The 19,821-nt window shown below is 75.1% G+C and carries 15 protein-coding genes and 1 tRNA gene; 5 read left to right on the top strand and 11 right to left on the bottom strand.

The features are described from left to right. Window positions 1-17: 17 nt before the first annotated feature. Window positions 18-761, bottom strand: coding sequence for an IclR family transcriptional regulator domain-containing protein (locus BS72_RS06235; protein WP_037907040.1), 744 nt, complete (start codon window positions 759-761; stop codon window positions 18-20). A gap of 551 nt (window positions 762-1,312) precedes the next feature. On the opposite strand from BS72_RS06235, the gene BS72_RS06230 reads away from it, so the two are divergent. Both BS72_RS06230 and BS72_RS06225 read left to right on the top strand, forming a co-directional pair. Next, complete coding sequence (locus BS72_RS06230; protein WP_037907880.1) at window positions 1,313-2,398, top strand: LLM class flavin-dependent oxidoreductase; 1,086 nt, start codon at window positions 1,313-1,315, stop codon at window positions 2,396-2,398. A gap of 425 nt (window positions 2,399-2,823) precedes the next feature. Continuing rightward, complete coding sequence (locus BS72_RS06225) at window positions 2,824-4,593, top strand: glycosyl hydrolase family 18 protein (protein WP_037907038.1); 1,770 nt, start codon at window positions 2,824-2,826, stop codon at window positions 4,591-4,593. A gap of 193 nt (window positions 4,594-4,786) precedes the next feature. Here BS72_RS06225 and BS72_RS06220 read toward each other — a convergent pair whose 3' ends face one another. Continuing rightward, entirely contained in the window at window positions 4,787-6,460 is a 1,674-nt protein-coding gene (locus BS72_RS06220) for a putative bifunctional diguanylate cyclase/phosphodiesterase (protein WP_051950705.1), read from the bottom strand. Window positions 6,461-6,937: 477 nt separating this feature from the next. Between BS72_RS06220 and BS72_RS06215 the strand changes: the two genes are divergently transcribed. Continuing rightward, window positions 6,938-8,212, top strand: coding sequence for a M6 family metalloprotease domain-containing protein (locus tag BS72_RS06215; protein ID WP_232792227.1), 1,275 nt, complete (start codon window positions 6,938-6,940; stop codon window positions 8,210-8,212). 165 nt (window positions 8,213-8,377) lie between these two features. Continuing rightward, window positions 8,378-9,472 carry a M6 family metalloprotease domain-containing protein gene (locus BS72_RS06210; protein WP_107498669.1) on the top strand — a complete coding sequence of 365 codons (1,095 nt, stop codon included), beginning with the start codon at window positions 8,378-8,380 and terminating at the stop codon, window positions 9,470-9,472. 39 nt (window positions 9,473-9,511) lie between these two features. Here the strand turns inward: BS72_RS06210 and BS72_RS06205 are convergent, their stop codons facing one another. From BS72_RS06205 to BS72_RS06165, 9 genes are all read right to left on the bottom strand, one after another. After that, a complete protein-coding gene (locus tag BS72_RS06205) occupies window positions 9,512-9,940 on the bottom strand; it encodes an OsmC family peroxiredoxin (RefSeq protein ID WP_037907037.1) in 429 nt (142 codons plus the stop codon). A 276-nt stretch (window positions 9,941-10,216) separates the two neighbouring features. Further along, window positions 10,217-10,290, bottom strand: a tRNA-Lys gene (locus BS72_RS06200). A 77-nt stretch (window positions 10,291-10,367) separates the two neighbouring features. Next, window positions 10,368-10,979: a bifunctional DNA primase/polymerase gene (locus BS72_RS06195; protein ID WP_078901101.1), complete on the bottom strand. Its 612-nt coding sequence runs from the start codon at window positions 10,977-10,979 to the stop codon at window positions 10,368-10,370. Between the two features lie 311 nt (window positions 10,980-11,290). Then, window positions 11,291-11,653, bottom strand: a complete 363-nt coding sequence (locus tag BS72_RS06190; RefSeq protein ID WP_037907035.1) for a hypothetical protein — start codon at window positions 11,651-11,653, stop codon at window positions 11,291-11,293. Between the two features lie 427 nt (window positions 11,654-12,080). After that, complete coding sequence (locus BS72_RS06185) at window positions 12,081-12,608, bottom strand: DUF6879 family protein (protein ID WP_037907033.1); 528 nt, start codon at window positions 12,606-12,608, stop codon at window positions 12,081-12,083. Between the two features lie 204 nt (window positions 12,609-12,812). Further along, on the bottom strand, window positions 12,813-14,093 hold the full coding sequence (locus BS72_RS06180) for an AAA family ATPase (RefSeq protein WP_051950759.1): 1,281 nt from the start codon (window positions 14,091-14,093) through the stop codon (window positions 12,813-12,815). A 443-nt stretch (window positions 14,094-14,536) separates the two neighbouring features. Then, entirely contained in the window at window positions 14,537-15,955 is a 1,419-nt protein-coding gene (locus BS72_RS06175) for a hypothetical protein (protein WP_063835979.1), read from the bottom strand. Beyond that, window positions 15,952-17,052, bottom strand: a complete 1,101-nt coding sequence (locus tag BS72_RS06170) for a hypothetical protein (protein ID WP_407638942.1) — start codon at window positions 17,050-17,052, stop codon at window positions 15,952-15,954. The genes BS72_RS06175 and BS72_RS06170 overlap by 4 nt, the downstream gene beginning before the upstream one ends. A 236-nt stretch (window positions 17,053-17,288) precedes the next feature. Further along, window positions 17,289-18,419, bottom strand: a complete 1,131-nt coding sequence (locus tag BS72_RS06165; protein ID WP_232792226.1) for a phosphatase PAP2 family protein — start codon at window positions 18,417-18,419, stop codon at window positions 17,289-17,291. Between the two features lie 352 nt (window positions 18,420-18,771). Here BS72_RS06165 and BS72_RS06160 point away from each other — a divergent pair, with 352 nt between their 5' ends. Next, window positions 18,772-19,557, top strand: coding sequence for a TetR/AcrR family transcriptional regulator (locus BS72_RS06160; RefSeq protein ID WP_078901049.1), 786 nt, complete (start codon window positions 18,772-18,774; stop codon window positions 19,555-19,557). Window positions 19,558-19,821 lie beyond the last annotated feature (264 nt).

Here is a 19,821-nt window from a genome sequence, read left to right as displayed (position 1 = left end):
CGGCCGGAGCACGACGGCTACAGGCTCACCGCCAGCAGCACCGGAGCGGCCTGCCGGTGGAGCGTCTCGGCGGCCGGGCGGAGCCGGTGCACCTCGGACAGCGGCATGGACAGCGCGATGCAGGCGGCGGACTGGCCGATGGTCACCGGGATCGCCGCGCAGACGGTGCCGATCGCGTACTCCTGGAGGTCCAGGGTGGGCGCGGTGGCGGGCTGCCGGTCCAGCCGGCTGAGCAGCACCCGCTCGTCGACCTCGGTGTGCGAGGTGAGCCGGGCCGGGCGGTGCCGGGAGAAGTGGTCGAGCCGGCGGCGGTGGTCGAGCTGGGCGAGCAGGCACTTGCCGGCCGCGCTGGCGTGGCCGGCGGACCTGAAGTCCACCCACTCGTTGACGCGCGGGGTGGTCGGGCCGTCGGCCACTCCGGCCACCCGTACCTCGCCGTCGCCGTAGCGACAGAAGTAGACGGCCGCGCCCACCGCGTCCCGCAGCTCGACCAGGGCCGCTCCCAGCCGTTCGGCGCGTGTGCCGTCGCCGGCCGCCGCGGCCTCGCCCGTCACGTAGCCGCCGCCCGGGAGCAGGCCGAGGTACTGGTCCCGGCGCAGCATGGACAGCACCTGGACGAGCTGGCTCATCGGCAGGCCGGTCTCGCGGGCGAGCTGATCGGCGCCGACGCCGTCGCGATGTGTGTCGACGGCTTCCAGGACGCGCAACGCGGCCCGCGCGGTGTGCGTCCCCGGCGCGGCCGGTCGGTGCTCAAGCGCCACAGTGACCCCCTGTCCGGCAGTTCTCCGGCTGTGGCCAGCTGCTGGTCGTGGACCGGGACGATGCCCGGTCCGCAGCTCGACCGGCCCCCACGATAGTCCCAAGAGGCTCTTCGGAAGGGGCTGTTGAATACGGTTACTACCCGCGGAAGCCGTATATGCAGGAAGGGGGCACTCTGGCATATGCCACAGGTATTGCCCGATTTTACGGGTGGTGCATATGCGCTCCCCTTCTGCTATGAGCGAGTGCCCGCGTCGGCCCGCCCGGTCCCCGCCCCGCCCTGTCCGTTCCCCCGCCCCCGTCCGCTCCCACGCGCCGCCCGGCGCCGGAGTGGTGTGCGCTGCCGGGAATAGGCCGGACGTCCGAGCGGGTTCCCCTGCACGGACGGTTCGTACGGGGTACGGGCCGCGCAGAGGGACGGCGACCGCGTCCGGGACGGCAGGGCGGACGCGGGACGGCACGGCGAGGAGGCGCGAGCACGGTGGGCGAGGCAGAGCAGGACCACGGGCGGCAGGCAGGGACGGCGGAGGGCGCGCCCGGCGGCGGGTCCGGCATCCGCGGCCCGGTCCGCGGCACCGCGCCGGTGCCGCTGTCGGTGCTGGACCTCGTCACCGTCGGCAGCGGTTACTCCGCCACCGACGCGCTGCGCACCAGCGTCGAGCTGGCCCGGACCGCCGAGACGCGCGGCTACCACCGGCTGTGGGTGGCCGAGCACCACTCGATGCCGGGCGTGGCCAGCTCCTCGCCGGCCGTGGTGCTGGCCCACCTCGCCGCCCACACCAGCACCCTGCGGCTGGGCTCGGGCGGCGTCATGCTGCCCAACCACGCGCCGCTGGTGATCGCCGAGCAGTTCGGCACCCTGGAGGCGCTGGCGCCGGGCCGGGTCGACCTCGGCCTGGGCCGCGCGCCCGGTACGGACGGCGCCACGGCCGCGGCGCTGCGCCGCGCGGAGACGCTGCACGAGGGTGCCGACGACTTCCCGCAGCAGCTCGCCGAGCTCACCCGCTTCCTGGACGACTCCTTCCCGCCGGGCCACCGCTACGCCCGCATCCACGCCGTGCCGGGGCCGGTGCAGGGCAGCGGGCCCGGCGGGGTGCAGTCGCCCGCCCGGCCGAGCCTGTGGCTGCTCGGCTCCTCCGGCTTCAGCGCCCAGCTCGCGGGCATGCTCGGGCTGCCGTTCTCCTTCGCGCACCACTTCTCGTCGCACAACACCCTTCCGGCGCTGGCGCTGTACCGGGAGTCGTTCCGGCCGTCGGAGGTGCTGGACCGGCCCTACGCGTCGATCGGCGTGAACGCGCTGGCCGCCGAGGACGCCGAGGAGGCCCGGCGCCAGGTGATGACGGGCGCGCTGAGCATGCTGCGGCTGCGCACCGGCCGGCCGGGCCTGGTGCCCACCCCCGAGGAGGCGGCGGCCCACGAGTTCAGCCCGGTCGAGCGCGAGTTCGTCGAGTCCTGGGCGGCCAACGTCGTCTACGGCGACCCGCAGCAGGTGCGGGCCGGGCTCGACGAGCTGGTGGAGCGGACCGGGGCGGACGAGCTGGTGCTCACCTCCACCGTCCACACCCCGGCGGCCCGGCTGCGCAGCTACGAGCTGGTCGCGGACGCGTACGGCTTCCCCAAGGACATCGCGGCGGCCTGACACCGCGCCCGCCGCTCGGCTCCGCCGGTTCCCCCCGCGGCCCGGCCCTGTCGGCTCCCGTGCGGCCCGGCTCCGTCCGGCTGCGCCCGGGTCTGTCCCGGCCCCCGTCCGGCTCGCCGCCGGTGGGCCGACCGGGCGTCAGCCGCACGCCGCCGTGGGTTAATCCGCGGTTACCCGAGCCCCTGTGGTTCGACCGCCGCCGGGCCCTGTGGGGCCGCTGTGCGGTGGCTCCCCTCCGGGTAAAGCCCCTCGTCACCTCGCTGACGAGGGGCTTTCCCATGCCCCGGGCGGGCGGCTCGGACGGGCAGGGGGCCGGCGATTGGTCTAGTCCAAGTCTGGTTCAGACCATTGACGTGCACTTGACCAATGGCTGACCATGCTGCGCACACCACCTGTTGGCTCCTCCTCTCCCCCCGGAGGTTCTTGTGCAGTCCAGGAAGAGAGCGTTCGCGGCCGCGGTCGCGAGCGCGGCGATCGGCCTCGGGGCCTTCGCCGCCCTGGCCGGCGGTATCGGCACCGCGCAGGCGTCCGCCCCCGCCGCCGCCAAGCCCGCGGCGGCGGCCGCCGCCAGCACCGGCGGCGTCAAGATCGCCTACTACGACCAGTGGAGCGTGTACGGCAACGCGTTCTACCCCAAGAACCTCGACACCGAGGGGATCGCCGGCAAGCTCGACGTCCTCAACTACTCGTTCGAGAACATCGATCCGACCAACCTCACCTGTTTCGAGGCCACCAAGGCGTCGGACGCCACCAACGAGAGCGACCCCAACGCCGGGGACGGCGCCGGCGACGCCTTCGCCGACTACCAGAAGTCCTTCGGCTCCGACATCAGCGTCAACGGCACCGCGGACGTCTGGAACCAGCCGCTGGTCGGCAACTTCAACCAGCTCAAGGAGCTGAAGGCGAAGTACCCGAAGCTGAAGGTGGTCGCCTCCATCGGCGGCTGGACGTACTCGAAGTACTTCTCCGACGTCGCCAAGACCGACGCCAGCCGGAAGAAGTTCGTCAGCTCCTGCATCGACATGCTCATCAAGGGCAACCTGCCGGTGCAGGGCGGCTACGGCGGCACCGGTGCCGCGGCCGGCGTCTTCGACGGCTTCGACATCGACTGGGAGTACCCCGGCTCGCCCGACGGCCACACCGGCAACCACTACAGCGCCGACGACAAGGCGAACTACACCGCGCTGCTGGCCGAGTTCCGCAGCGAGCTGGACGCCTACGGGGCGGCCAACGGCGGTAAGCACATGCTGCTCACAGCGGCGCTGCCGTCCGGCCAGGACAAGATCGCGAACATCCAGACCGACAAGATCGGCCAGTACCTCGACTACGCCAACGTCATGACGTACGACATGCACGGGGCGTGGGACGCGACCGGGCCGACCAACGTCCAGGACCCGGTGTACGCGTCCTCCGACGACCCGTCGACGGTGATCGCGCCGGGCAACGAGAAGTACAACACCGACGCGTCGATCAAGGCGTGGACGCAGGGCGACTCGGCCTACGGCATCCCCGGCGGCATGCCCGCGAGCAAGATCACCATGGGCTATCCGCTGTACTACCGCGGCTGGACCGGCGTGCCCGCCGGCAGCAGCCACGGCCTGTACCAGTCGGCCACCGGGCCCGCGTCGGCGCGCAGCCTGAGCCAGACCGCGGGTGTGGCGTACTACAAGGAGCTCAGCGGGATCGTCGACAACGCCTCGGACACCTTCTTCGACCCGAAGACGCAGTCCAACTACTTCTACAACGGCTCCGAGTTCTGGGCCGGGCTGGGCGCGCAGGAGATCCAGGCCAAGGCGGACTACGCGCACTGCGCCGGGCTCGGCGGGTCGATGATGTACTCGCTGCTGGACCTGGACAGCTCGGCCACGCTCTTCAACAAGATCGTCACGGCCACCAACGGCTCGGCGAGCAGCTGCTCGGGCTCCACCGGCACCACCCCGCCGACCACCCCGCCGACGACGCCGCCCACCACCCCGCCGACGACGCCCCCCACGACGCCGCCGACCACCCCGCCCACCACGCCGCCGACCTCGTCCTGCGGCAACGTGCCGGCCTGGAGCTCCAGCGCCATCTACGTCAACGGCAACCAGGTCTCCTACGGCGGCCACAAGTGGCAGGCCAAGTGGTGGACCACCAACGAAGTCCCCGGCACCACGGGGGAGTGGGGCGTGTGGCAGGACCTGGGAGCCTGCTGACGTCCCGTCCCTGAACCGCGGGGCCGGACCGCCCCGCTGAACCCCCCTCAGGTACGGCCGGCCGGGCGACCCCACCGCCACCGGCCCGAAGGGCCCGCGTCCTCACTCCCCCGAGGACACGGGCCCTTCCCTGCTCCGCGTCCATGCCCCCGTTCCGGGTCCCCGCCTCGGGTGCCGCAGCGCCCGGCGGCGGTCACAGCAGGCAGGAGATCGCGTCCGGGCCCACCGGCCGCGAGTAGTGCCAGCCCTGGCCGGTGTCGCAGCCGATCCGGCGCAGCCGCTCGGCCTGCTCGGCGTTCTCCACGCACTCCGCCGTGACCGTCAGGCCCAGCCGGTGGGCGAGGTCGACCAGCGCCTCGACGATCGTCTCGTCGGCCGGGTTGGGGTGCTCCGCGGACCGGAAGCCCTGGACGAACGAGCCGTCCAGCTTCAGCGCCGAGACCGGCAGCCGGCTCATGTAGGCGAGGTTGGAGTAACCGGTGCCGAAGTCGTCGATGGCGATCCGCACACCCATCTCGTCCAGCGCGTGCAGCGCCTGCAACGGCCGGCCGGCCGAGCCCATCACCGCGGACTCGGTCAGCTCCAGCTGGAGCAGCCGCGGCGGCAGCCCGGTCTCCCGCAGGATCTCCGCGACGTCGGCGACCAGGTCGGAGTCCCACACCTGGCGCACCGCCACGTTCACGCTCACCACCAGCGGGGTCTCGGGCCGCTGCCGCTGCCAGGCGCGCGCCTGCCGGCAGGACTCGGCCAGCACCCACCGGCCCAGCTGCACGATCGAGCCGTCCTCCTCGGCCAGCCCGATGAAGCGGTTCGGGGCCAGCCGCCCGAAGTGCGGGTGCTCCCAGCGCACCAGCGCCTCCACCCCCCGTACCTCCCCGGAGTCCAGGGCCACCAGCGGCTGGTAGTCCAGGACGAACTCGCCCCGCTCCACCGCCTGCCGCAGGGTGCGGGAGAGGGCCTGACGGGTCATCCGGTGCTCGTTGCGCTCGGGGTCGAAGAGCGTCCAGCGGCCCTTGCCGTCGGCCTTCGCCCAGTACAGCGTGGTGTCCGCGGCCTGCATCAGGCCGGTGGCCGTGGTGCCCTGCGCCTCCCGCTCCACCACCCCGATGCTCGCCGAGACGGCCAGCCGGTGCCCGGCCACGTCGAACGGCCGCTGGAGCGCGTCGAGCACCGCGGCGGCCAGGCCGGTGGCGTGCCCGGTGCCGGTGGAGTCCCGCAGCAGCAGCGCGAACTCGTCGCCGCCCAGCCGCGCCACCAGGTGGCCGCCGGCCTCGGCGCAGGCCAGCAGCCGGCCGGCCACGGCGGCCAGCAGCTCGTCGCCGACCCGGTGGCCGAGGGTGTCGTTGACCGCCTTGAAGCCGTCCAGGTCCAGGTAGCACAGGCCGATCCGGCCGTTGCCGCGTTCGGGGGCCCGGGCGCAGGCGTCCGTGAGCCGTTCGAAGAACAGCGCCCGGTTCGGCAGCCGGGTCACCGGGTCGTGCATCCGCAGGTGCCGCAGCTCGCGGCGCAGCTCCTCGCGTTCGCCCACGTCCTCGACGGTGAGCAGCAGCGGGCGGGTGCCGGTGCGGGACAGCACCATCTCGGCGCGCACGCTGCCGCCGTCGGGGCGGACCAGCCGGCGCACGCAGCGCAGCCGGCGGCGGCGCCCGGACAGCACCTCGTCGAACGCGGCCCGCGCGTGCGGGTCGCCGGCCAGGCCGAGCAGCGGGCCGGCCGGCTGGGCGGCCAGCCGCTCGGGCGAGGTGCCCAGCAGCCGGGCCAGCGCGCGGTTGGCCGCCACCACGGTGCCGTCGGAGTCGAGCAGCGCCATCGCCGAGCGGGCGACGGCGAACGCGGCCCGGTAGTCCGCGGCCTCGGCGGACCCCATGGACCCCGTGGTCCCTGCGGCCCCCGTGGATTCCGTCGGCTCCGGCTGCCGGGCGGGGCCGACCGGGCCGGTTCCGCCCGCTCCTCGCGAATGATCACTGCGGGTGATGGTCTGGGCTGCGCTGCCGGGCTCGACGCCGGGGCCGCCCGCGGGTGTGCCCATGGACTGCTCCTGTCCGCGCTTCCGTCACTGGCGATCATATGGGCTGGCGGAGTTGGCGATCCAGCGTTGCCGTGGTGATTCTCCGCACGGGTTCCGGCCGGTGGCCGGATTTGCCGCCGCGCCGTCCGTGGGTCCGCACGCTCTCCGTAGATCATCACGCAGGGTAGTCACCCGGGCGGCGGTGGGCATCCGCCGGGCCGGTGCCACCGCCACCCTCCCGGAGCACCCGAATCCGGCAAACCACCGCAATCCATAGCAGGGTGAGGGAGATCCCGGACGGACGACCCCCCGACGCCACCCCGCACGGAGGACCCGGTGCCCCGCTCAGACCTGCCGGCCGCCCGGCCGCCCGACACGCGGACCCGGGTGCTGCGCGCCGCGGCGGCCGCGGTGGCGGGCTTCGCCGCGCTGGTGGCCTGGACGCTGATGACCGGCCCGTCCGCGACCGCCGTCAGCGGCGACACCCCCTGCCTGCTGCCGCGCGCCGCCGCCCACCACTCCGAGGGCAACGACTGGGACACCTCCTTCGCCCGGCCGCAGGGCGACGTCAGGGCGCTGATGGTCTTCCTGTCCTTCCCCGGCACCGCCCCCGACCTGACGCCCGCCCAGGTGGCCGCCGACCACTACCCGGCCACCGGCGCGTTCTGGGACACCGCCTCCTACGGGCAGTTCCGGCTGCACCTGCACGCCGAGACGACCTGGCTGCGGATGCCGCGCCCGGCCGGCGACTACCTCATCAACCGCGACTGGGACGCCGCCGACCGCGCCGCCTACCTGCGCGACGCCGTCGCCACCGCCGACCCGCACGTCGACTTCCACGGCTACGACGTCGTCTACCTCGTCGCCGACCCGGACGCGCCCGGCGTCGACTCCGACGCCACCAAGGTGGTCAACCTCGCCACCCCGATCACCGCCGACGGCAACCACCTGCGGCGCCTGGTCACCGTCTTCGAGCACCACCCGCCGGACCGCGACGTCCTCGCCCACGAGACCGGCCACATCTTCGACCTGCCCGACCTGTACTACCGCCCGCCGGCCGGCAGCGACGCCGACTGGGACACCTACGTCGGCGACTGGGACCTGATGGGCAGCCAGTTCGGCCTGGCCCCCGACCCCTTCGCCTGGCACAAGTGGCGGCTGGGCTGGCTCGCGCCGGACCAGGTCGGCTGCGTCACCGGCGTCGGCACCACCTACCACGACCTCAGCCCGGACGAGGTCCCCGGCGGCACCAAGCTGCTGGTGGTGCGCACCGGCCCGGACCGCGCGCTGGCGATCGAGGCCCGGACCCGCGCCGGCAACGACCGCACCGCCTGCACCGAGGGCGTCCTGCTCTACACCGTGCGCTCGGACGCCTCCTCCGGCGACGGGCCGGTCAGGGTCGTCGACGGCCATCCCGGCACGTCCGCCTGCCCGGCCACCTCGGTCTACCCGCCGCTGGCCGACGCCCCGCTCGGCGTCGGCGAGTCCTGGTCGCCGCCGGACGGCAGCGTGCAGGTCACCGTCACCGACCGGCCGGCCGACGGGACCTTCAGCGTCCGGGTCACCGTGGGTACCCCGCGGCGGCCCGCCGACCTCGACCCGGCCGCCTGACGTGGCCGCCGCCCTGCGGCCCGGGGCCCGCGCCGGGCTGCTGCGGGGCGCCGCGCTCGCCGCCGCCGGGCTGCTGGCCCTCGGCTCCGTCGTCACCGCCGGCCCCGGACCGTCGGGCGCCGGCGCCTCGGCCCCCCGCCGGGCCGCCCCTGCGCGCTGCGGCAGATGCCGGGCACCGCCATGTCCGAGGGCTTCCCCGAGCACGTCCAGCACGGCCCCGACGGCGAGTTCGCCCCCTCCACCGGCACCGTCCGGGCGCTCACCCTGCTGATCGACTTCCCCGACGCCAAGAGCCCCTACAGCGCCCGCGAGCGGTACGACGAGTTCTTCCCGGCCGTCCACGACTGGTACGAGCGGGCGTCCTTCGGCCGGCTGGACTACCGCTCCACGCCGGTGCTGCGGTGGATACGGATGCCGCGGCCGTTCTCCTCCTACGGGATCGGCCGCGGCTACGGCTGGGACGCGCACACGGCGATGATGCGCGACCTGGTCAAGGCGGCCGGCTCAGGCGTGGACTTCCGCGGCTACGACATCGTCAACGTCCTCGTCACCCCCAACGCCGGTCCGCCGGCCGACCAGGCCGTCCTCTCCGTGACCTGGACCGGCGCCTCGGCCGTCACCACCGCCGACGGCGCCCACCTGGACAAGGTCTCCCTCATCTACGGCCACGACCAGTCCGGCTTCCGGGTCCTCGCCCACGAGAACGGCCACACCCTCGGGCTGCCCGACCTCTACTCCGTCTCCGACTTCCAGCGCACCGACCACCTCGCCGGGCAGTGGGACACCATGTCCCTGGACTGGGGGCTCCAAGGAGACCTGCTGGCCTGGCACAAGTGGAAGCTCGGCTGGCTCGACGACAGCCAGGTCGCCTGCGAGGCCACCCCCGGCACCCGCACCTACACGCTCCACCCGGACGAGGTCCCCGGCGGCGGCAAGGCGGTGGTGCTGCCCTTCGGCCCGACGAAGGCGTACGTCCTGGAGCTGCGCGAGGCCCTCGGCAACGACCAGGACGCCTGCCGCCAGGGCATACTCGCCTACCGGATACGCACCGACGTCGACTCCGGCCAGGGCCCGGTCACGGTGGTCGACGCCCACCCGCGCAGCACCGCCTGCGACTACAGCAGCGGCTCGTTCAACTCGCTCAACGACGCCCCCTTCGCCCCCGGCCAGCGCTGGACGGACACCGTCGACGGGTTCTCCTTCACCGTCCTGGGGCCGGACGCGGCGGGTGACTGGAGGATCCGCGTCACCCGCCGCTGACCGGGTCCGCCGTCCGGGCGACTCCCCAGCGGTTGCCGGTCAGGCGAGCAGCTCGGCCTCAAGGGTGATGTCCACGCCGGCCAGCGCCTTGCTCACCGGGCAGTTGGCCTTCGCGTCCTGCGCGGCGGCCTCGAACGCCTCGGCGGTCAGCCCCGGCACCCGGGCCTTCACCGACAGGGTGATGCCGGTGATGCCCTCGCCCGGCTGGAAGGTGACGTTCGCCACCGTCCGCACCGTCTCCGGCGGGGTGCCCGCGCCGGCCAGGCCGTGCGAGAGCGCCATCGAGTAGCAGGACGAGTGGGCCGCCGCGATGAGCTCCTCCGGGCTCGTCTTCCCGTTCGCGGCCTCGGCGCGCGACGGCCACGAGACCTCGTACGTGCCGACGCCGGAGGTGTCCAGCGAGACCGTGCCGGCGCCGCCCATCAGGGGGCCCTGCCACTGGGTGGTCGCGGTACGGGTGGTTGCCATGGTGAAGCCTCCAAGTGACGCAGGACACGTTCCGGCCGGCGGCGCCCGCCGCCGCCTGAACGCTACCCCGCCCCCCGGCCCGCCGTGGGGGAAGGCCCGCCGCGCCGCCCGCCCGGCCGATCACCGGACCACCAGGGCGGTCCCGGGACCGCCCGGCCGATCCCGCGACCGCCGGGGTGGCGCGGCAGACGTGGCGCGGCAGACGTGGCGCGGCAGACGTGGCGCGGGAAACAAACGAAGGCCCCTCGCTTTCGCGAGAGGCCTTCGTCCCTCAGGTGCGCCGCCAGGGACTCGAACCCCGGACCCGCTGATTAAGAGTCAGCTGCTCTAACCAACTGAGCTAGCGGCGCCTGCTGACGTGGAAAACATTAGCACCCGTCCCCAGAGGTTGCGAAATCCGTTCCGTGCCGGTCCCGCGTCACCCGGCTCAGGCCGGTCCGGGCACCGTGACCAGCGGCGGAACGGGCGCGGCCGTCCGTACCGGGTCCGTCCGCACGGACTCCGCGCGGGCCGCCGTCCGGTCCGTCCGCACGGCCCGCACGCACGCCCACAGCAGCACCTCCGCGCCGGGCAGCCAGGGGCTCGCCGAGGCCGGCGCCACCAGCCACCGCGAGCGGCCCGCCGCCGCCCCGCGCCCCGGACCGGGCAGCGGCGGGACGGTCACCGCGTCGCCGGCGCCGTGGCACAGCATCGGCGGCACCCGGCGGCCCCACTCCTCCCACTCCAGCAGCGCCGGCAGCCGCTGCGCGGTCCCCACCGACGCCAGCAGCAGCACCCGGCCCTGGTGGACCGCCGCCGGGCCGCTGCCGGGGCCGCCGCACGGACCGTCCGACCACAGATGCTCCAGCACCCGGCGCCCGAACAGCTCCGGCAGGTTCAGCACGTCGAAGACGGTGCCGCAGGGCAGCACGCTCGGCGCCGCCGGGCGCGCCGACCACAGGGCCCGCACGCTGCGCGGGAAGGCGCTGGCGGAGGCGAGCCAGGCCACGCCGTCGGTGGTGGCGTACGGGGTCAACTGCCGCCGTTCCGTATCGTCCATGCCCATCACGGTCGCCCACGTGGCAGTTGCCAACGGCAGGTTTCGCGGTATCCGGGACGCGGGCCGGGCGGCGGGGTACCGTGTCCGTCCGGCCTCGGAGCGTGACGGCACGAGGTCGGCGGTTTGCCGCGCGCGGGTGCGGCGCACACACCGGGCTGCCTGGCCGGAAGCGTTTTCGGCCCTCCGAACCGGAAGCCTCCGAAGCGGGACCCTCCGTCGGCCCTCCGAACCGGGACCCTGCGCCGGAAGGGCCCCGGCCAGACCCCCGAGCCGGAAGGGCCCGAGCCGGGCCGGCGCCGGGGGCGGGCCGCTCAGGGGGTGACGCCGCCGCGCTTGATCAGCCCCTCGCCGAACTCGACCATCCTGCGCGCGTAGTCCTCCGTCCACCCCGCCCGCTCGGCGAGCCGGGCCAGGGTCAGCCGGTCGAAGCGGCGCGGGTCCGCCAGCTGCGCGGCCGCCATCGCCTGGAACTCCGTGGCCCGATCGGCGGCCGCGCGGAACGCCAGCGCCAGCTCCGTGGCCCTGACCAGCAACTCCTCGGGGTCCTCCATCGACTCCAGGTCGAAGAAGCGGTCGGTGCCCTCCTCCAGCACCGCGCCCGGCTCGAACCGCAGCGGGAGCGGGCGCTTGGGCCGCTCCTCCGGTGGGCGGCGTGCCTCGGGCGGCTTCGACATCCGGTTTACCTCCTGCGTCTGGGCAACGCCCTCCATTGTCCCGCGCCCCGCCCCACCCGATCCAGGACCGCCACCAGGCACCAGCCGCTCCCACGATCCGGACCCGGCGTCCGCCAGGCCCTGCGGGTCTCGCGGACCGACCGGGACAGTGAACGGTGCGGCACCCTGATGACCGAGCTCCGGCCGCGGGCACAAGCCGAATCCGTCGCCGCCACCCCTGGCTGGACGAGCGCAGTCCTGTGCGGCACTAAACAGAGTGACGCCCTCACGCCGGCCGGCCTCGGTATGGCCGTACGTCCGGATCAGGCCCTGCGCCAGCCTGAACGTTCTCGACAGACGGCGCCATACGGGCGTTCACGACGCGCGACGATCGCGACGCGTGTCGGCCGCGGCGCTCGGCGAATCCGCCCCCGGTGGACGCGGCGGATCAGCGGGGCTGGTAGTCGTCGTGCGGGACGGCGCGTTGCCACACCGCCTCGAACGCCGAGGCGCAGGCGCGGGCGACGGCGGGTTCCTCGGTCTGGTCGGTGTGGACCCACCGGCCGACTCCGTCGAAGACGTTGAACTGGACCAACCGGTCGTCGAACAGCCAGAAGTCGTTGCCGGGCAGGGCCAGGTCGGACGCATGACGCCGTGGCAGCCAGCGGATCTCCTCACCCGCGGCAACGTTGGTGAACGTGCAGGAATGCTCGAATCGGATGTAGTCGCTCACGGGCTCGGAGACGATGCGGGCGCGGCGAATCGCTACACCCTTGTCGGTGACCGCCCGTACGAGGTCGAGCCACGGACGCCACCACGACTCGCGGTCGTCGGGGTCCCGGCGGTGCCCCTCCCGCCAAGCCGCGAACCCCTGGATCTCGTACTCCACGCCGTAGGCGTCGCGCATCTCCAGGTGGACAACCGACCGTTCAGCCGCCCGAAGCAGGTCAGCAAAGCTACTCAAGCTCTGCGACATCAAGAGCCTCCCTGAGAAGCGGGGTGCTCATCAACCCCCCTACGGCTCGGTGGCCGTGGTCCCTGTCCCCGGACCTTCACCAACGAACCGTAGTGCCATGACGACAGCGGCCGTCGAACACGTTGCGCCAGCGTGCACGAGCATCACCTTCATCGCCGGCGGGAGTCACTACGGCACCCAGCGTGGCAACTCTCTCGGGGGTGTTCACGGGGCGTAGGGCACGCGGTGTTCGGCGAGGTGGGCGAGGACAGCGTGGTTGGCCTCCCAGCCGTCGGGGAACTTGACGGTGACGCCGAGGCTCACCGGCTCGGACGAGGGGTGCTCGTCGAGGAGTTCGGCGACGCCCGCGCGGCAGACCACCAGGCAGGCGTGCCGGTGGCGGGAGGCCAGGACGCACAGCCGTCCCGTCTCCAGGTGGAAGGCGGTCGCGTCCGGGCGGCCGGAGAGCGGGTGCAGCACCACGGTGACGTCGAACTCCCGGCCCTGGAGCCGGTTCGCGGTGTCCACCGCGACCCCGGTCACGCCCACCGCGGCGAGTGCGGCCCGGACGGCCGCTGCCTGGTCGCGGTGGGCGGTGCCGACGGCGACGCGGTCGGCTGTCAGCGGCGCGGGGTCGGGGGAGGGCGCCGACCAGGTGACGCCGCCGCGGTCCAGCAGCCGCCGGACCAGCAGGGCGACGGCCCGGACAGCCTCGGGGTCGGTGCGGGGGGTGTGCCGGGCGGGCAGTTCCAGCAGGCCCCAGCCGCTGTCGGCCGCCTCGTCCAGCACCCGGTCCAGGCCGCCGCCGTCGCTTCGCACGCCGAAGGAGAGCCGCCGCTCGCCCGGGCCGGTGCCGCTGCGGAAGGGCGTGTACGGGTAGAACGCCCGCGACACCAGGGGCGCCGCCGTGGCCGGCAGCCGCCAGGACACCGGCAGCCGGTGCTGCGGCAGCTCCGGGTTGTGGGCCAGCAGGGTCACCACCGCGCTCGCCGACGGGTCCCAGCTCAGCCCCGCCCACTGCTCGGCACCGACCACGCTGAACGGGTCGAGCTGCCCCGGGTCGCCGACGAACAGCGCCCGCTCGAACAGCCCCGCCACCTGGAGCAGCGCGTCCGAGCGCATCTGGTACGCCTCGTCGACGATCGCGTGCCGCCACGGCTCGGTGTCCTTGACGTACGCCCACTTCGCCGCCGTGGCGATCACCACCGGGCGGTCGCGCAGGTCGGCCACCGAGGCGGACGCGGCGATCGACGGATGGCGGAGCAGCGCCGGGTCGGGCGGTGAGTCGGCGCCGTGCAGCCGTCCCACGGGCAGCTCCGGGTCGGCCTCGGCCAGCCGGTCCGCCAGGTCGTCGACCTGGGCGTTGGTCTGCGCGACGATCATCAGCGGCTCCCCGGCGGCGGCCAGTTCGCGGGCCGCCCGCACCACCAGCGTCGACTTGCCGGCGCCCGGCGGGGAGTCGACCACCACGCCCCGGGCGGTGCCGTGCAGGGTGTCGGCGAGGATCGCGCCGGTGGCCCGGGCGGCCGCCGCGCCCGGGTCGAAACCGCCGTCCGCCGGACCTCCGGCAGCCGTCCGCGCGGGCGGTCGCGCGGGCGACTGAGCCGGTGGTGCCTCCGGCCGAGATGCCTCCGGCTGGGCCGACTGCGTCACAGGAAGTCCTCCGGGGTCACGGGGTCGGGGTCGTCGGTGCGTTCGGTGCGTTCGGTGCGTTCGACGTGGCCGGGGGAGCCGGGGGAGCCGGGGAGCCGGGGAGCCGAGGGCGGCGGGGGCCTCGGCGGCACCGGGCGGCCCGCCGTGCGTCCAGGGCGTCGCCTCGGCGTCGGGCAGCGCCGGGCCGCCGCGCGGCTCGTGCTCGAAGAGGGTGAACTCCACCGCCGCGCCGGGCTCGGGCACCGAGCCCTCCTTGGGCGTGCGGCCACTGCCCATGCCACCGGTCAGCTGGACCGTCACGGACCAGGCCGGGGCCAGAGCATCCGGCCCGCCCTCGGGTCCGCCGTCCCGTCCGTCCTCGTACCAGGGGGCCTCGGCGGCGTCCGGATCGTCTCCCTCCCCGGCGCCCAGGGGGACGACCGAGACCAGCACCGCGCTCTGCGCCGACCGCGCCCCGGCACCGCGCGGTACGCCTTCGCGCCCGGCTCCGCCTGCGGCAGGTCGGCGGTGGCGAGGGTGACCAGCGGACGCGGCATCGGGCGGCGGCCGTCGGAGTAGGCCATCTCCACACCCGTCACCGTGCCGGCGAACGCCTCGCCGCCCAGCCGTCGCGCGGCCATCGCCAGCGGGTCGTCCAGCGCCTCCTGCGCCAGCAGCCGGGCCTGCGCGGCCTCCCGCCCGGCGAGCTTCTGCGCGGCGGTCACGGCGTCGTCCCGCCGGGGCTGCGGGGGCTCGCCGGCCCGCACCCGGTCCCGGTGGCCGGTGAAGGACCAGCGGTCCCGCTTCCACCGCTCGGCCACGTGCTCGCCCTCGGGCAGCGTCCGCAGCAGGTCGAGGCCGCGCCACACGTCGTCCCAGGCGGGGCGGAGCTGCGAGGCCACCAACTTCCGCACCTGCTCCTCGGCGGCCGCCGCCGCGGGCCCGTCGCCGGCCGCGCGGGCCCGGTCGTAGCGGGTCAGGGCGGGGGCGAGGACGCGGTTGTCGAAGACCGGGTCGGTGGCCGGGCCGGCCGGCGGGCTCAGCAGCAGGCCGTCCGGGCCGCGGCCGGTCTGCGCGCGGGCCGCGGCGGTGGGGCCGTCCAGCCCCGGAGGCGGGTCGATCCAGGCCAGCAGGGCGCCCAGGTGCTGGTCCTCCATCGCGCTCTGGCCGGTCGTCCAGTGCCGGGTGAGCAGGTCGGTCAACGCCGGCAGCAGCGCGCTGCCCGGGGTGCGGGAGCGCTCCGCGTAGTGGGTGAGCCAGCGCCCCAGCAGCGGCACCGGCGCGGGCACCGGGTGCGGCGCGTCCGGGTCGTCGGCGGTGCGCAGGAAGCGGGTGGAGCGGCCGACCAGCCGGACGTACTCCAGCGCCGCGGGGTTGGGCAGCACGATCTGCGGGGCGTCGGCGCAGACCTCGGTCTCCTCGCGGTTGCGGGTGGCCGGCTCCACCTCGACGGCGTCGGCGTAGGACTCCACGACCGGCAGCAGCGCGTCGGCCAGGTCGGCGAAGAAGCCGAACCGCAGCTCCCGGTCGAGCGGTCGCGGCACCACCAGCAGGGTGGGCGCCTCCCGGTCGGTGCCGACCATCGCGCCCAGCGGCGCGCCCGCCTCGCCCGCTGTGGTGAGCGGGACGAGGACGACGGGGCGCTCGCCCAGCCGCGTGTGCCGGACGGTGGCGGCCGGCACCGCGCGCCCGGCGGCCACCGCCTCGGCCCGGGCGAGGGTCTGCATCACGCTCATCGGGCGCCGCCGAGGGCGTCCGCGTCCAGGGCTTCCGCCGCCGCGCGGGGCGGCGCCAGCGGCGCGGACGGCGGCGGTCCGGCCGCCGCCGCCAGGGCCTCGCCGCGCAGCGCGGCGGCCCGGCGCAGGGCGGCCACCGCCGGATCGGACGGCTCCCCGGCCGAACCGTGCGCGGCGGCGAGGACCGCCTCCACGGTGGTCAGGTCGCCCAACTCGCCCCGCAGCGAGCGCCCCAGCGCCTCGACCCGGCCCGCCGCCCGGGCCCGGTCCCGGCAGTGGAAGGCCAGCTCGCAGGTGGACAGGCACTCGGGCGCGTACGCGGCCGGGACACACTCCACCGCGGCGGCCAGCTCCTCGCGCGGCCGGGTGGCCGTCACCCCGTCGGGGCCGGGGCGCAGGTCGAAGGTGGTGCCCTCGGGCAGGGCGTCGGCGATGTCGGAGATCCGGGTCAGCCGGTCGAGCTGGCGGCGGGTGACGGCGAGCTGCTTGCGGATGTCGACCCGTTCGGCGGTGGGCAGGTTGGAGAAGTCCCGGGGGCAGACGAGCACGATCTCGGGGCGGGTGCGGCCCTCGGCCACGGTGTCCAGTGCCAGCGCGTACACCGCCGACTGCCGGGCCGCGGCCCCCACCTTCTGCGCGTCGGCGGCGCCGTCCAGGATCGGGAAGGACTTGATCTCCACGACCGTCCAGGTGCCGTCCGGCGCCACCGCGACCGCGTCAGGTTCGAGGTAGACGGTGGACCCGGCGATCTCCAGGGCGAGGAGGGGGTGGTCCAGCAGTGTCCAGCCGCCCGGTTCGGCCTCGGCGAGCGCCAGCCGGGTGCGTTCGACGCGGCCCCTGGGGCCCGGCGCGCCCAGCTCCGGTGCCGCCGCCCGGCCGTCGGCGCCCAGCAGCCGCAGCAACGCCGAGTAGCCGTCGGCCTTCACCCTGGCCTCGAAGGCGTGGCCGCGGGAGAAGGCGAAGTGGGACTGGCCGAAGCGGGCCGGCGAACCCAGGGCCTCGGCCACGGCGCCCTTGTCCACCCCGGCGGCGTCCATCAGCGCGCGGCGCCGGCAGCCGGGGTTGGCGGCCAGCGCCGCCAGCGCCCGCGCGTCCATCGGGCGGGCGCCGACGTCGGGGCCGCGCAGAGCGGACAGCCGCTCCGGCAGGGAGTGCGTAGTGCTCACCCGGAAGAGTCTTGCACCAGCCGACGACAACGCGGCCCGGCGGGCGCCTCCCGTGCCGGCCGCGCGGCGGACGACGGGCGGGAGCGCGGGGGTTCAGCGGTGCGGCGCGGGGTCTGCGGTGCGGCGCGGGGTCTGCGGTGCGGCGCGGGGTCCGCGGTGCGGGGGGTTCAGCGGTGCGGCGCGGGCTCGCTGTCCGGCACGGGTGCGGCGACCGGTTCGGCCAGACCGCCCGGGGCGTCGTCCAGGCCGGACAGGTCGTCGATGCCGTTGATGCCCTCGATGTCGTCCAGGCTTTCCAGGCCGTCCAGCCGGTAGGCGAGCGTGGGGTCGGCGGTGGGCGCGTCGTCGGGCGCGGAGGCCGGGGCGGGCACCTTCAGAAGGGGGGAGGAGCTGTCCGCGGTTCCCGCCGTCGGCCTGGTGGGGCCCGCGTTGTCACCGGCGGGGGACGGGGCCGGCACCTTGACCGAGCCGACCGCGCCGGTCGCGCGGACCGATCCGGTCGAGTCGGCGGAGGCCCGGTGGGCCCAGCCGAGGTGCGCGTAGGCGGCGTCGACCACCCGCAGCGCCGGCCGGGCCAGCAGGAAGCCGAGGCCCATGACGGCCGTGCCCGCGCACGCGTCCAGCAGGTAGTGGTTCGCCGTGCCCATCACGACCAGCGCCGTGACCAGCGGGTACAGCACGCCCAGGGCGCGCACCGCGCGGTGCCGGCCGAAGCGGAAGAGCATGAGCCCGCACCACAGCGACCAGCCCACGTGCAGGCTGGGCATGGCCGCGTACTCGTTGGTGAGGTGGCCCATGCCGCGCGGCGCGCTCGCGTCGCCGCCCCACCAGCCGTAGGAGCCGTACTGCGCCATGGTGTCGATGAAGCCGTGGCCGCCGGTGAGCAGCCGGGGCGGCGCGGTGGGCAGCAGGGTGAAGCCGATCAGCCCGATCAGGGTGGAGATCATCAGCCAGGTGCGGGCCACCCGGTAGTGGGTGGGGCGGCGGCGCCACAACCACACCAGGACGGACGGGGTCACGATGTAGTGCAGCGACGCGTACGCGAAGTCGGCCGGGACGCCCAGGAAGGCGTGGTCGGTGAAGAGCCGGTTGAACGAGTGCTCCGGGTCCAGATGCACCCACTGCTCGAAGTGCAGGATGTCCACCCCGTGCTGCACCGCGGACTGCACGTCGCCCCGGACGAGCAGCCGGGCGCCGGAGTAGAGCGCGTAGACCACAGCGATGAGCGGAAGCTCGGTCCACCAGCGGAGCCGGCCGCGGTAGGCCGCGGCGCGCGGCGCGGTGGCGGTGATCGTCATGCGGACGTCTCTCCAGGTTCTCCGAAAGGCCGCGGGCCCGGGCGGTGGTCATGGTCGTCTGGCGTACGCTCTACCGTACGACGTACGGTAGAACTCGCGCACGCGGCCCCGCATTCCGTGCGGTCCGGGTGGTTCGCTGGTTCGGTGTCCGCTCCGCCGTGGTGGTGCGGACACGTCGGGGAGGACGTGGGCCGCCGCCGCAGGGTTGCCTGCCGGGCCGCGCGGTGCGTGAGGATCAGCACAACGAACGGCATGACCGAACGAAGCGATGGCCCCGACCGCGACCGCCGCGGACGCAGCGCGACCGAGAGCGCCGCGAGCACGGCGGACGCCCGAGAGCAAAGACCCTGACGTGACCCCGACTCCCGTGTCCCAGCCGGTCCGCTCACCGCGCCGCCGCGCGCCCCGCAACACCCTCAACCCGGATCGTATCCTCCAGGCGGCCACCGCTCTGCTCGATCGCGAGGGTGCGGAGGCGTTCACGATGCGCGCGCTCGCCGACGAGCTGGGCGTGGCCACGATGGCGGTCTACTCCCACTTTCGGGGGAAGGACGAGATCAGCGACGCCGTCGCCCAGCGGCTGATGGACGGAGTCGAGCTGCCGCCCGCCGGCGTGCTGACCCCGCGGCACGAGCTGCGGGAGGTCTGCCTCGGGGTCCACCGGCTCTTCACCGAGCACCCCTCGGCCCTGCAACTGCTCGCCGGCCGCCCGCAGCGGGGCGACGACGCGATAGCGCTGATCGACCGCATGCTCGCCCTCCTCCGACAGACCGGGCTGTCCGCGCCGGCCGCCGTCCGCGCGCACATGGCGCTGATGCAGTACACGGTCGGCTCGGCGCTGTGGACCATCCGCCGCAGCCGGGGCTGCGAGGAGGAGAAGGCCGCGCGGGTGCGGGCCCGGCTGGCGGCGCTGCCGCCGGGGCGCTACCCGGCGCTGACGGCCCTCGCCCCGGAGCTCCTGCACGTGAACGACGACGGCCAGGCGCAGTACGAGTGGGGGCTCGACCGCCTGTTGGGCGGGCTCCTCGACGCGGCCGCCCTGACGAACCAGGCCAGCCCGGCCGGCCCGGGCGACCCGGGCGCCTCCGCGGCCTCCGCGTCCTCCGCCACCCCGGAAGGGGCGGGCGGCGCCGCCTGACGACCCGCGGCGGAGCGCGCCGCAGGGGGCCGCCGGCACGGGGGACGGCAAGGGCCCGGCGGGGTGCCGAAGGCCGACGGGCGGGGTGCGGATGACGGTCCCGAGGCGGCCTCGGAGTGGCCTCCGGGCGGCCTCCGAGTGGCTTCCGGGCGGCCGCGGGGCGGCTTCGCACCGGCCCCGTGCGCGGTGCGCACGCCGGCGTGGGCGATGATGGGAGGGGCCCGGCCCCGCCCTCAGCGGGCGTCCGCGCCGCACCTGAACGTC

This window comes from Actinacidiphila yeochonensis CN732 (genome assembly GCF_000745345.1).
Taxonomy (GTDB): domain Bacteria; phylum Actinomycetota; class Actinomycetes; order Streptomycetales; family Streptomycetaceae; genus Actinacidiphila; species Actinacidiphila yeochonensis.
Note: the sequence above shows the minus strand (reverse complement) of the source record. Positions and strands in the feature narration are given on the sequence as shown.

Coding starts and splice junctions, on each gene's coding strand:
- BS72_RS06220 (WP_051950705.1), bottom strand. CDS start 6,460: ATGGGGTCCGCCGAGGCCGCGGACTACCGGGCCGCGTTCGCCGTCGCC.
- BS72_RS06210 (WP_107498669.1), top strand. CDS start 8,378: ATGCCGGGCACCGCCATGTCCGAGGGCTTCCCCGAGCACGTCCAGCAC.
- BS72_RS06205 (WP_037907037.1), bottom strand. CDS start 9,940: ATGGCAACCACCCGTACCGCGACCACCCAGTGGCAGGGCCCCCTGATG.
- BS72_RS06195 (WP_078901101.1), bottom strand. CDS start 10,979: ATGGACGATACGGAACGGCGGCAGTTGACCCCGTACGCCACCACCGAC.
- BS72_RS06190 (WP_037907035.1), bottom strand. CDS start 11,653: ATGTCGAAGCCGCCCGAGGCACGCCGCCCACCGGAGGAGCGGCCCAAG.
- BS72_RS06185 (WP_037907033.1), bottom strand. CDS start 12,608: ATGTCGCAGAGCTTGAGTAGCTTTGCTGACCTGCTTCGGGCGGCTGAA.
- BS72_RS06175 (WP_063835979.1), bottom strand. CDS start 15,955: ATGAGCGTGATGCAGACCCTCGCCCGGGCCGAGGCGGTGGCCGCCGGG.
- BS72_RS06170 (WP_407638942.1), bottom strand. CDS start 17,052: ATGGACGCGCGGGCGCTGGCGGCGCTGGCCGCCAACCCCGGCTGCCGG.
- BS72_RS06165 (WP_232792226.1), bottom strand. CDS start 18,419: ATGACGATCACCGCCACCGCGCCGCGCGCCGCGGCCTACCGCGGCCGG.